The sequence below is a fragment of the Enterobacillus tribolii genome (genome assembly GCF_003363015.1).
In the GTDB taxonomy this organism is placed as follows: Bacteria; Pseudomonadota; Gammaproteobacteria; order Enterobacterales; family Enterobacteriaceae; genus Enterobacillus; species Enterobacillus tribolii.
This window is the reverse complement of the sequence record NZ_QRAP01000002.1, coordinates 561,305-572,818: the sequence shown is the minus strand read 5'-3', so window position 1 is coordinate 572,818 and position 11,514 is coordinate 561,305. Positions and strand designations below refer to the sequence as shown.

Genomic DNA, 11,514 nt, shown 5'->3' with positions numbered 1-11,514 from the left:
GCAACGTATTTCGGTACGTTGCGGCATTCTGTTTGGTATCTGTTTTTGTCTTACCAACCGACGTCAATACCCAGCTCTTTAAAGAAAGCGGAAACGCCACCTTCAATAACCGCACCTGCGGTATGGCCCAGCACGCTACCGATATCTTTGCCCAGGGCGCTGACGTTATCGGCGCCAAGACTTTCCAGAATACCGGAGCCCAGGATATTACCAATCATTCCGCCAATATCGGAAGCCCCTTTCGTCAGGAAATCCTGAATAGGGCCGGCGCCGCTAATATCTTCAACTTCATATACCGTTAATTCTCTCATACCACACCCCAATGCGAATGGATAATCTTTTGGCTATATTATTAGCGCCCGAAAATCCCACCGATAAACGATGAAATATCTTCAAATACCTTATTAATCGCGCCGGTAACGCCATCAACAACCTGATTGACCTTTTTCCCCAGGGACTCACCGATAGCGGCACCAATCGCACGCGCAGGGCCGTCCAGCGCATTGTTGATCAAATCACTGACAAAACCAGCGCCACTCACGGCTTCAATTTCGCTATGTGTAAGTTCTTTCATTGGAATATCTCCAGTAACATGAAAAGACAAATTAACTCAAGACACAAATAAATGTTAAAACATATTACATTGCAGCTGCACTGTATTATTTAGACGATCATAAACAGGAATACAAATTTTTCATCATTAATAATTTATGACCATCGATAAGCGGTTAACTTAGCTGTATTTTTTGAAATTTAATTTAGCCATCGGGTTAACTTAACGTAAATCATTAGGGCGAAAAATATTTCGCACGCAAAAAATAAAAAGCCAGCGGTTTTATTTAAGGAGATATTAAATATTTAGTGAGTAATTTTTGTACGCTATCGATAACCGGGAAAAAGGCCGTCTGATTAATTGGGGAAACCATAATGATTATAGCCGCAATGTTAATACTTCCCTGTATCAACACATTCAGAGCAGCGTCCGCCGTTTTACGCACGAATATCGTCATACTCACGCGTGTTGTCAAACTCGTGTTTCGCAAACGGGCACAGCGGAATAATCTTGCGGTTCTCCCGGCGCATTTTCTCCACCACCCGCGCCACCAGCTGTTTACCGACGCCCTGCCCTTTCAGGCTGGGATCGACGTCCGTATGCTCGATGATGCTCAAATGCTCGCCGGTCGGTACGAAAACGATTTCAGCGACCTGCGTGCCCTGAGCGTCGTTAACGTAAAATTTGTTGTGGCCTTCCAATATTTCCATCGTTATCTCACTTAGTTATGGCGATACTTCAGCGCACCGCTCGGACAGGTATCAATGACTTTCACGACCGTTGCGACATCCACTTCGTCCGGCATGATCCACGGTTTGCGCTTCAGGTTGAAAAGCCTGGCGCTGCCGCGCACACAGTTTCCCGAATGCTGGCAGATCGCCGTGTTGAAATAGACATCGATTTTCTCACCGGTATAAACGCGGTAGCCCGCCTCCAGTAGTTCCTTATCCATGACATTGCCTCTGTTGTTGTTATCAGTTCAGAGGTAAGCATAGCCCCGGCAAAAGACGGTGACTACGGGGAATTAAAAAAGAAGCGCGCTTCTTCATCCGTTGATGAAGCCAATGATTATCGCCGCGCCTTATTATCACGATAAGAAACATCCCATCGCCATGCGCAGAGCCGCCCCGGCAAGGGCGGCTCCATAGCGTTTTCGCGTATGTGCGGTTAACAGGTAAAAGATTTGTCTTTAGCCAGGAAAAACGGCCGTAAATACGCCACGGTATTTGAGAGTGGTAAAACGTCTTTACTCAGGGCGATATTGAGTACGTTGGTGATGTAGTGGCGGCGTGCCGTGATTCTCTCCCACAGCGCCGGATATGCCTGCTTAATACGTTCCCGGAGTGGCTCATCAGCAAGGGCGATACACTCTTCCGCCCCCGTTCCGGCATAGCCCGGCACGGAAGGAATAATATCAATCTGCAGAATCATACCGCTTTTCAGGGTTTCGGCGGAATGGAGATAAACGGGTGATGACATCCATTCTTCATCGGCGCCAAGATGGCCGGGATTCAGGTGCCAGCCATATTTTGCTTTCGGCAGCACGCTTTCGATCAGATCGTAAAGTTCACCGCCCGGCATGTTGACGGCGATGTTCTCAAGCCAGGTCGCGATGGCGGAAAAGTAAGGTTTGGCAACGCGATCGAGGTAGTCTTTTTGGCCGTCGGGGAGTTCGCCTTCCTCTGAAATCACAAAACCCGTCCGGCTGGAAAGCCCGCCTTTAAACCCGGTGGTGATGGACAGCGGAAAACCCCGCTCAACTTTTTTATACGTCGGGTACAGATTCGCTTTTTCAAAACGCGCTCCCGTCGCCGCGATGGTTACTACGGTGTTGTACTGCCCTTCGGCCGTCAGATAACCGCCGAGCTCGGTTTCACGCACGCCGGGTTCAACCGCGTTCATGGCGTCCAGAATGCAGTTCGACGCCAGGTTTGCGCCATATTCATAATGGGCGATTTCATTCTCGTTATTCGTTGCCCTGGCGCCGTCGCCGCGGATAAAAATATGGGTGGCATTCTCCAGCACGGCCGTAGCCGGCACGCTGCTTTTCACGGCCTCGACGATGAAATAAGGCAAATCGAAATACTTCCGGTTGTCGGCATGCGCCGAGGTGAACATTTTCCAGCCCACCAGGCCGATTTTATTCATCGTCTCCAGGCCGGCTTCTTCGAACAGTACTTCAAGCGCTTTCCCGTGGTTCATTGGCTGGTTCGGTAATGAAAAATGAGGGCAATGCTTCAGGTTAACGGGGATGCGTGAGTACTTTGCCATCTTCAGGTTTTCATTGCCGAGAATTACGGTAGCCGCGCCGCTCTTTTCAAGAAGCAGAAGCCCCTCTTCAAAGCGGGGAATAAAGCCTGTCAGATATTCAAAGTTGCTTCCGTGCTCTTTATCGGCATAAATAATGATCGCGTCAAAACCTTCAGCGCGCATCCGCTCCAGCACTTTCTCCTTACGCTCCTGCATCGTCGGATCGGTTAATAACACCGGCGCCACGTCGGTAAACTTCCGGGGCGCATCCGTCGTTCGCAGCTGAATCACCTTGGCATTCATGTTCCTTGACCTCATCGTTAGCGGGTAGACAGTATCAGCTCAACGCCGTTTTCTTTTAGCGCTGCGCAAAAATCTTCATCGGGGCGAACATCGGTAATCAGGCAGTCGACCGACGAGAGATCGCACACCTTAAAAAATCCCGTTGTGTTTATTTTCGTGTGATCGGCAAGCGCAATAACCTTCATTCCCTGCATGACCATTTGCCGTTTAACCAGCCCTTCCTCTTCCGTATGGATAAAGATGCCTTCAGTTGAAATGGCAAAAATCCCCAGCAGAACGTAATCGACACGGTAGTCCGCAATTTTCCGGATGGTTTCGCTGCCGTACAAAAACAGCTGTTCTTTATGCAGATCGCCCGGCAGTAGCTTCACGTCGCTGGTTTTGTTTTTTGCCAGCCGGTTGGCGTTAGTTAAGGAGTTGGTAATCGCCAGGATGTGTTTATCGCTGAGATACGGGATGACGGCCTCCACCGTTGTGGATGCGTCGAAGATCACACTGGCATTATTTTTGATAATCCCGGCCGCTTTCTGCGCAATGTGTTTCTTCACCGGGCTCAGCGTTTCCGAGCGCTGGTCATAATCAAAAATCAGCGCATCGCGGCGGTTGATGACCGCACCGCCGTGGGTGCGCCTGATGATGTTGTCCTGCTCCAGCTTAATCAGATCGCGCCGCACGGTGTCCTTCGACACGCCCAGCCGGGACACCAGAAACTCGATGGACACGCTGTTGTGCTCCTGAATGATCTTTCTGATCTTATTTAAACGGTCTTCAATCAGCATGGCATTCTCCTTGATGCGCAAAGCCTAACATCACATGCATTTATTTGCAAAATCAAGGCAAAATAAACCGCACAACAATGCAAATAAATGCAAAAAGTCCGATCTGCTTCTGATAATGCCCCCTGCTTTCCGCCGCATCACAAAAATGAACAGACAAAACATTTGTTCGCTTTTAAATACCAATGATATATTAAAACGAACAATCAAGGAGAGCCCTGCGATGCACCAAATCCAGCATTATCTCGAAGATACTTATTGCTTCAGCGCACTAAGCGACGTTATTGCCAGCGGCGCCGATGAATGGGGGCAATGGATCGTCCTGCGGGAGAACATCTTTCATCCCCAGGGCGGCGGGCAACCGGCTGACCGCGGCTGGGTCAACGGTATCCCGGTCAGCGTCAGAAAACTGGGGTCAGGCCAGGTAGCGCTCTATCCGGCGGCGCCGTTTTCCGCTCCGGCACAGGAAAAGGTCACTTCAGCGCTCTCTGCGGACGACCGCATCCGTCATGCAGCATTGCATACGGCGGGCCACTTGCTGAACTGGGAGATGCGCCGCTATGGCTGGATGGCCGTGCGAGGCCATCATTTTCCGGGCGAGTCGCGGGTTGAGTTTTCCGCCTCCGGCTCTCAGGCGGTACAACCCGAACAGTTGCCAACGGAGGAAATCGAAGAAGTCATCCGCACGCGCTTACGCAACGGCGGCCGGGTGGACACCTGGTATGAAGGCACGACGCGCATGAGTCAGATTGAAGGCGCCGAGCCGATGCCCTGCGCAGGCACGCACACCGACAATCTCAATAAAATCAGCACATTTTCTATCAAAGCGATCAAGTTTAAGAAGGGCACGCTGCGCATCAGTTACGACGCCGGACATATCGCATTGGAGAATGAGCCTGTTTGAGGGCTGGCCACACGGCGTCGTTGAAATTACGCGCCGCGCCATTCAGAAACGGAGTCGCTGAATCCTCATTTACGGTGGCAAGAATATGTATGTTTGCAAACCGGGGCGTTGCCACCCCCGCTTTTTTAACCGTGCGCAGCGTACGACATTATTACCGTCGCGCTCACGGCGGTGTCGGCGCTGACATAGGCATGCGGAACGTCGCCGGGAAACGCATAGAAATCGCCGGGGTACAGGACAATGCTTTCATCGTCGGAAATACGCAGCATTAACGTACCGAGATGAACCATAATATGTTCATACGTTCCCGTAATATGGGCCGGACTGCTAATGATGGCGCCGGGTTTCATTTGCAGGTGCCATATTTCGCTGGTGTTTCCCTGACCAATACGAAACTTCATCGTCTGGGAATATTCGCCGTCATAGCCGGTGTTTTTTTCCAGATAAGGGTAACGTTCATTATTGCTGCCAAGCAGGTCGCCCAGCGGAAGGCGCAACGCGCCGGCGATGGCGTCCAGCGTGTCAACCCGGGGGTTCGAACTCCCCGACTCCAGTTTGGACAGTGCAGCCTTGGAAACGCCGGATAAACGGGATAACTCATTTAACGACAGGCCCCTGGCTATCCGGAACTGTTTCACGTTGTTACCGATATTTATGCACGTCTTTTTTGATCTGTCCTGCTGCGGCTCGTCGCTCATCACCGGCCCATCGTTATCTGGAGAGGGAGCGCCTACTTTAACAGCCGGAGCGCTAAATATCCTGCTGCTTTTTCGAGGATATTCAACGCCGTTATCGGCGGCATAAACGCAGGCGCCCCTGCATTATCAGAACGATGTCCGCTTATACCGAAGATACTGCGGCTGCCAGAAACCGGCCGCGATATCGTGGCGCAGCGTTTCCGGCGGGATTTCGACGGCAACGCCATCAAGCTGGGCAGCCAGGGCAACGTTGAGGGCGATGGCCTGCGTCACCTGCCGGATATCATTCACGCTGGGCAGCAGCGGGCCGTGCCCGTCGCGTACCAGCGGCGAACAGCTTGCCAGCGTGCGGCTGGCCGCCATCATCATATTTTCCGTGACGCGTGTGGCGCGGCTGACCAATACGCCCAACCCCACGCCGGGGAAGATATACACGTTATTGCATTGAGCAACAGGGTAAATTTTCCCTTCATAGCTGACCGGCTCGAACGGACTGCCGGTGGCAATCACCGCGTTGCCGTCGGTCCAGCGCAGAATGTCTTCCGGCCGGGCCTCGGCGCGCGATGTCGGGTTAGAAAGCGGCATGATGATTGGCTGCGGGCAGTGACAGTACATTTCCCGAATCACCGCCTCGCTGAACAACCCCGGCTGCCCGCTGACGCCAACCAGCACGGACGGCTTCGCCTGACGCACCACGTCCATCAGCGAGAAAGCCTCCTGCTGGCCGTCCCACCCCGCCAGGCGCGAGCGCGGCTGCGCCAGCGGCGTCTGGAAATCAGCCAGATTGGTTTGGTCATCGGTGAGCAGGCCGAAGCGATCCACCATGTAAATGCGCGCACGCGCCTGTTCGTCGCTCAGCCCCTCCGCCACCATCTGCGTGACGATATGTTCGGCGATGCCGCATCCGGCCGAGCCTGCCCCCAGGAAGACCACGGTTTGATCGCATAACCGGCGGCCGGATGCCTGACTGGCCGCGATCAGGCATCCCAGCGTCACCGCTGCCGTTCCCTGGATATCATCATTGAAACAGCAGAGTTCATTCCGGTAGCGGTTCAGCAGCGGCATGGCCGTCTGTTGGGCGAAGTCTTCAAACTGCAATAACACATTCGGCCAGCGACGCTTGACCGCGCTGATAAACATGTCGACGAATTCAAAATACTCCGCGCCGGTAATGCGCGGATGACGCCAGCCCATATACAGCGGGTCGTTAAGCAACTGGGAATTGTTGGTTCCCGCATCCAGCAGTATCGGCAAGGTATGCGACGGGTTGATCCCGCCGCAGGCGGTGTACAGCGACAGCTTGCCGATCGGGATACCCATGCCGCCGATCCCCTGATCGCCCAGGCCGAGAATCCGCTCGCCGTCGGTCACGACAATCACCGCAATATTCTGCTTGGTGGCGTTGTGCAAAATATCGTCGATCATATGCCGGTCCGGCCAGGAGATGAATAATCCTCTGGCCCGGCGATAGATGTCGGAAAAGTGTTCGCAGGCATGACCGACCACCGGGGTATAAATAATCGGCATCATTTCCACCAGATGCTTGCTCACCAGGTGGTAAAACAGCGTCTCGTTGGTGTCCTGAATATTACGCAGGTAGATATGACGGGCAATGTCCGACCTGATATCCAAAAACTGCTGGTAGGCCCGCAGCGACTGCTCTTCAATCGTCTCAACCGCCGCAGGCAGCAAGCCGTTCAGGTTAAATGTTTCGCGTTCGGCTTCAGTAAATCCGCTGCCCTTATTCAGCAGCGGAGATTCCAGTAAAACCGGGCCTGAATACGGAATATAAAGCAAATTATCTCTTGTTTCGTTGAACATAACGTACGTCCGGCTACCTGATGTTGAAAGTGAAAGACTTTTATCGGGACTCTCTGTTTTTAACGCCATCGCGCTATCGACACGCCTTTCAGAACAACAGGAAGTTGGCCAGCAGCATGGTGAGCATACCGCCGAGCGCCGGAATTAAGGTTCTGCGCACGATCATGAACGGTGAACATTCGCCGGCTTTGCTGACCGCAATGATGATCCCGGCAACAGGAGAAATGGAGCGTCCCATCCCGGCCATCAGCTGCATCGGCAGAATCATGTGCACGGCGCTTTCGCCGAATTTGGTCGCGATAGCCGGCGCCATGCCGGAGAAAGAGAAGAATGCCGCAACGCCAGAGCCGGTCAGCAGCGCGGTGACGCCAACCAGCAGCGTCATCACGACGGTCATGCTGGCAAAGCCGAAGCCCGCGTTTTGCACCATCTCAAGCAGGTAATCCACCGCGCCGATTTTCTGCATGCCCTGCGCATAGATATCCGCACACACCAGCAGCGAAACAACGCTGGTAAACATGCCGCCCATTCCTTTGAAGAACACCTGCACGCCCTTACAGCAGGCACGGAAGTCGCGTTTAACGAACAGTTCGCACACGAACGCCAGCATCGTACCGATAATCATGGCGGTAACCACGTCGATTTTAATGGACGTAATCACCAGCGGGCTGAAGACCAGCACCAGGATCACCGGGAACACGGGCAGGAAGGCATACAGGCCCGGCGTGCGTTCCCCATTCTCGTCCTCAGGCGCGGCGTCGTTCATCGTCTGGCTGGTGACGACATGACCATCTTTCTTGTCAAAGTATTTGGCGGTGAAGAAAATCAGCACCGAAACGACCAGCATAACGGCAACGGCCACCGGCATCTGATAATGCGCAAAGTAGACGGCGGCTTCCATACCGGCATGTTTGGCCGCCAGGTTGGCCGTACCGACCGCAGGGCCTAAGTCCATAAAGGCGCAAAGACCGATCATCGCCGCCGCCGCCGCCTTACTCACGCCCAGGCGCACCAGCACCGGGAAGAAGGTCACCAATAACATCATCGCCAGCCCGGCGGCGCTGGAAATCGCGACGTGCAGCAGCTGCGCGCAGATATAGCCCAGCGCCAGAATCACATAGGGCGCCCTGATGATTTGCAGAGGGCGAATACAAATACTCACCATCGCGTTGGACGCTTTAATGTGATCCATGTAGCTGGCGAAACCGCCCGCCGCCATGATGATCAAACCGATACCGGCGATCTGCGTGGAAAGCGAGCCTTTGGCAAAGGCAAAAATATCCAGCCAGGTAGAACCGGTTGAGGCGGCTTTACCGTAGAGTATGCTCTTTTCAGGGTAGAAGACGGCAGTAATGGTCAGCAACGACAAACCAGCCAGCAGCAACACCGTCTGAGGCTGAAAGTTCTTGATGATTAACCATGCTGCAATGATAGTGATCACGATTGCGATTACAAATGCGGTCATGAGATCGTCCTTTTATTTTTCTATTAAGGCGGCTAATTATAATTAGAGGGCCTAATGTTCTATAAAATCAGAGGGTGATGGCGTAATGAAATCATGATCGAAGTCGGGCTATATGAGCTATGAGAAAATGTGTTTCCCGCCGGGGATTGTGCGCACGATCTCATAACAGAAAATATGCCAATCGCTATACTGAAGGACAACCCAAACATTATTAATGTGGTTAGACATCACTTATTAAAAAATATAGTATCTATTTATCCGTTGATGTACAAGGATTACTATTATGGAAAAGAACGTCTCTTTAACATTAGAGAAATACATTTCAAAAACGACCCATTTATCTTCACTAACGGAGTCAGAACACCGCCTTGATGCCTATATTCGTGAGCATTTTAACGAACTGCCTTTTCACGGCATCATTGACATTGCCCGTAATGCCATGGTCAGTAAAGCAACGGTGGGGCGTTTTTTAAATAAACTGGGATTTATCGGCTATGCTGACTTCCGGCGCGTGCTGGAAAATACGCTGACGCAGCAAAAAATGGTGCCGCCGTTTGAACTGGCATCCCGCATTCAGGTAAAAGACAAGATTACCACGGCGCAAATTGTCACCGAATTCAATAAAAATGTTACGACCTTGTTTGAGAGTTTTAAAAATAACATCAATATCGACAGTCTCGATAAATTTATTGAAATTATCCTGAATACCGACCGGCATATATATGTTATCGGACCCGCGTCTTCCCATGCCATGGCGAAACACTTCACGACGCTGATAAAATATTTCCGCGATCGGGTTACGCTGCTTTCCATGGACGTCGGCGAATTGCCGAAGTCGTTGCTGACCGTCACGGAGCAGGACGTGCTGATCGTGTTCTCCTATTACCGCTTCAACCGGGTCGTGATCCGCATTACCGAATGGTGCCGTAAAAAAGGCGCGACGGTGGTACTGATCACCAACGCGGAATCCAATCCGTACGGCAAATTCTGTAACCTGCAATTCGTGCTGCCCAGCGACACGCAGTCCGTGTTTAAAAGCCGGATCGTCGGTTTCTTTTTTATCGAGTTGGTGCTGCATCTGGCCTATGAGAAAGGCGAAGGCGAGGGAAATTTCGAGCAGTTGGAGGAGCTGTTTGTCTTCTTTGAAACCTTTTCTCCCCTTCCTGGTTAGTCGTTCATTCCCGCCGGCAAATCCGTTTGCCGGCGGGAACCGAAAGGCTTAACGCAGCGCCGCCGCGGTTTGCGGGTAAGCATCGAAAGCGGCGACGGTTTCAGCAATCAACGCATCATTACAGCCCAGATAAGACAGCGGATCGCAGGCGGCGACAATTTCATCCTCCGTCAGCGCGGCACGTACGGGCTGGCTTTCCAGCACGCACTGCAGCAGATCCTTTGACCCATCAGCGTCTTTCAACAATGCCTTCATCAGGTCATAAGCCGCGCCACGCCCGATTTTCTCTGCCAGCACCATGGAGACGGATTCCGACATAATGAAGTTCTTCGACGCGGCGAAGTTGCTGCGCATCTTCTCTGTATCCACCACCAGATGGGAAAACAGCCGGACGGCGCGTTCAAGGCTGGCCGACAGGGTCAGCGCCGACTCCGGTACCAGCGTCCAGTTAAGCACGCGCGCGGAGGCAGCGCGCACATCGCACTGGTCAAGCAGGCTGGTCGCGCCGGAAGCGTAGGTCCAGCCCATGCGGGAAAGCGTCTGAATCATATTGCTGGCGCGGGGATTGGTTTTGTGCGGCATGGTGCTGGAACCGCCGCCGCCCTCGCCTTCACGCAGTTCGGCCACGGACGTACGCCCCTGGGTTTCAACGTCGTTAGCCATGCGGCACAGCGTGCCGTGTACCAGGGCGAAAAACTGCACCACCTCAACCACGTGATCCTGACTGGCATTGTTCATGCCGACAGGGCACGACAGCCCCAGCGCATCCATCAGCCGTTTGCGGGTCTCCATTCCCTGACCGCCGACGGACGCCAGGTTGCCGACCGCGCCGCCGAAGAGGCCGGTGGTCGCCGCCGGATAGAGGCGATCCAGGCGCTGAAGGTGGCGGGTCAGTTCAGACAGGTAGCTGCTGACATGCAGCCCCCATGTTGTGGCGGACGCGTCAACGGAGTTGGTGCGGGCCACCATCACCGTATGCTTGTGCTCCAGCGCCATGGCTTTCAGCGTTACCCCCAGTTGCACCAGCTGACTGCGCAGCAGTTGCAGGGTCTGCTTCATACGCATAGCCAGCGCGGTATCCAGCAGATCCTGGGTCGTACAGCCCCAGTGCAGAAACTTTTTCACCAGCGGAGAACCGGCGTCGGCAATTTGATCGACCAGCGGTTTAATCGCCATACCGACGGAGCGCGTTTCCGCGGCCAGACGCGGCCAGTCGATATCCAGCGTTTGGCAGGCGGCAGCGATTTCCGCGGCGGCCTCCCGGGGAATAATGGCTAACTCAGCCTGCACATGCGCGATGGTTGATTCAAAGGTCAGCCAGCAACGAAGAAGGTTTTCATCGGACCAGATTTCTTTCATTTCCGGCTGCGTAAACAGAGATGAATACAGTTCTGAATCAAATACCGAACTTTGACTGCCTTGCATTATGAACTCCTGTAACGTATGTCGCCGATAACCAGCGCATCATTCACGTCTATTTTATCTGTATAGCCCGAATTCTGGAGCAATTCTTTTTGCATAAATAGGGGAATATGCATTTCCCGTATGTCATGGGGGGTACGGCATTAAAAAC

At 53.1% G+C, this 11,514-nt stretch carries 12 protein-coding genes; 2 read left to right on the top strand and 10 right to left on the bottom strand.

Going from position 1 to position 11,514, the window contains the following annotated elements; all coding sequences use genetic code 11:
• Positions 1 to 50: 50 nt before the first annotated feature.
• The 6 genes from C8D90_RS07285 to C8D90_RS07260 all read right to left on the bottom strand — a co-directional run bounded on the left by C8D90_RS07285 (position 51) and on the right by C8D90_RS07260 (position 3,885).
• Positions 51 to 311 carry a hypothetical protein gene (locus C8D90_RS07285; RefSeq protein ID WP_115457756.1) on the bottom strand — a complete coding sequence of 87 codons (261 nt, stop codon included), beginning with the start codon at positions 309 to 311 and terminating at the stop codon, positions 51 to 53.
• Positions 312 to 352: 41 nt separating this feature from the next.
• Positions 353 to 574: a hypothetical protein gene (locus C8D90_RS07280; RefSeq protein WP_115457755.1), complete on the bottom strand. Its 222-nt coding sequence runs from the start codon at positions 572 to 574 to the stop codon at positions 353 to 355.
• Positions 575 to 990: 416 nt separating this feature from the next.
• Positions 991 to 1,263 carry a GNAT family N-acetyltransferase gene (locus C8D90_RS07275; protein ID WP_115457754.1) on the bottom strand — a complete coding sequence of 91 codons (273 nt, stop codon included), beginning with the start codon at positions 1,261 to 1,263 and terminating at the stop codon, positions 991 to 993.
• An 11-nt stretch (positions 1,264 to 1,274) separates the two neighbouring features.
• Entirely contained in the window at positions 1,275 to 1,505 is a 231-nt protein-coding gene (gene yjdI / locus C8D90_RS07270) for a 4Fe-4S mono-cluster protein YjdI (protein ID WP_115457753.1), read from the bottom strand.
• 215 nt (positions 1,506 to 1,720) lie between these two features.
• Positions 1,721 to 3,106 (bottom strand): M24 family metallopeptidase, encoded by a 1,386-nt coding sequence (locus tag C8D90_RS07265; RefSeq protein WP_115457752.1) that lies wholly within the window; start codon positions 3,104 to 3,106, stop codon positions 1,721 to 1,723.
• A gap of 17 nt (positions 3,107 to 3,123) precedes the next feature.
• Positions 3,124 to 3,885 (bottom strand): DeoR/GlpR family DNA-binding transcription regulator, encoded by a 762-nt coding sequence (locus C8D90_RS07260; RefSeq protein ID WP_115457751.1) that lies wholly within the window; start codon positions 3,883 to 3,885, stop codon positions 3,124 to 3,126.
• A gap of 220 nt (positions 3,886 to 4,105) precedes the next feature.
• Here C8D90_RS07260 and C8D90_RS07255 point away from each other — a divergent pair, with 220 nt between their 5' ends.
• A complete protein-coding gene (locus C8D90_RS07255) occupies positions 4,106 to 4,786 on the top strand; it encodes an alanyl-tRNA editing protein (RefSeq protein WP_115457750.1) in 681 nt (226 codons plus the stop codon).
• Between the two features lie 125 nt (positions 4,787 to 4,911).
• Here C8D90_RS07255 and C8D90_RS07250 read toward each other — a convergent pair whose 3' ends face one another.
• From C8D90_RS07250 to dcuC, 3 genes are all read right to left on the bottom strand, one after another.
• Positions 4,912 to 5,484 carry a helix-turn-helix domain-containing protein gene (locus C8D90_RS07250; protein WP_115457749.1) on the bottom strand — a complete coding sequence of 191 codons (573 nt, stop codon included), beginning with the start codon at positions 5,482 to 5,484 and terminating at the stop codon, positions 4,912 to 4,914.
• Positions 5,485 to 5,610: 126 nt separating this feature from the next.
• Complete coding sequence (locus tag C8D90_RS07245; protein ID WP_115457748.1) at positions 5,611 to 7,305, bottom strand: NAD-dependent malic enzyme; 1,695 nt, start codon at positions 7,303 to 7,305, stop codon at positions 5,611 to 5,613.
• A gap of 88 nt (positions 7,306 to 7,393) precedes the next feature.
• On the bottom strand, positions 7,394 to 8,770 hold the full coding sequence (gene dcuC, locus C8D90_RS07240; protein ID WP_115457747.1) for a C4-dicarboxylate transporter DcuC: 1,377 nt from the start codon (positions 8,768 to 8,770) through the stop codon (positions 7,394 to 7,396).
• Between the two features lie 283 nt (positions 8,771 to 9,053).
• Here dcuC and C8D90_RS07235 point away from each other — a divergent pair, with 283 nt between their 5' ends.
• Entirely contained in the window at positions 9,054 to 9,941 is an 888-nt protein-coding gene (locus C8D90_RS07235) for a MurR/RpiR family transcriptional regulator (protein WP_115457746.1), read from the top strand.
• Positions 9,942 to 9,989: 48 nt separating this feature from the next.
• On the opposite strand, the gene C8D90_RS07230 is transcribed toward C8D90_RS07235, so the two are convergent.
• On the bottom strand, positions 9,990 to 11,366 hold the full coding sequence (locus C8D90_RS07230; protein ID WP_115457745.1) for a class-II fumarase/aspartase family protein: 1,377 nt from the start codon (positions 11,364 to 11,366) through the stop codon (positions 9,990 to 9,992).
• Positions 11,367 to 11,514 lie beyond the last annotated feature (148 nt).

Excerpts from the sequence above, each read along its gene's own strand:
- C8D90_RS07285 (WP_115457756.1), bottom strand. The coding sequence starts at position 311 with ATGAGAGAATTAACGGTATATGAAGTTGAAGATATTAGCGGCGCCGGC.
- C8D90_RS07280 (WP_115457755.1), bottom strand. The coding sequence starts at position 574 with ATGAAAGAACTTACACATAGCGAAATTGAAGCCGTGAGTGGCGCTGGT.
- C8D90_RS07275 (WP_115457754.1), bottom strand. The coding sequence starts at position 1,263 with ATGGAAATATTGGAAGGCCACAACAAATTTTACGTTAACGACGCTCAG.
- yjdI (WP_115457753.1), bottom strand. The coding sequence starts at position 1,505 with ATGGATAAGGAACTACTGGAGGCGGGCTACCGCGTTTATACCGGTGAG.
- C8D90_RS07265 (WP_115457752.1), bottom strand. The coding sequence starts at position 3,106 with ATGAATGCCAAGGTGATTCAGCTGCGAACGACGGATGCGCCCCGGAAG.
- C8D90_RS07260 (WP_115457751.1), bottom strand. The coding sequence starts at position 3,885 with ATGCTGATTGAAGACCGTTTAAATAAGATCAGAAAGATCATTCAGGAG.
- C8D90_RS07255 (WP_115457750.1), top strand. The coding sequence starts at position 4,106 with ATGCACCAAATCCAGCATTATCTCGAAGATACTTATTGCTTCAGCGCA.
- C8D90_RS07250 (WP_115457749.1), bottom strand. The coding sequence starts at position 5,484 with ATGAGCGACGAGCCGCAGCAGGACAGATCAAAAAAGACGTGCATAAAT.
- C8D90_RS07245 (WP_115457748.1), bottom strand. The coding sequence starts at position 7,305 with ATGTTCAACGAAACAAGAGATAATTTGCTTTATATTCCGTATTCAGGC.
- dcuC (WP_115457747.1), bottom strand. The coding sequence starts at position 8,770 with ATGACCGCATTTGTAATCGCAATCGTGATCACTATCATTGCAGCATGG.
- C8D90_RS07235 (WP_115457746.1), top strand. The coding sequence starts at position 9,054 with ATGGAAAAGAACGTCTCTTTAACATTAGAGAAATACATTTCAAAAACG.
- C8D90_RS07230 (WP_115457745.1), bottom strand. The coding sequence starts at position 11,366 with ATGCAAGGCAGTCAAAGTTCGGTATTTGATTCAGAACTGTATTCATCT.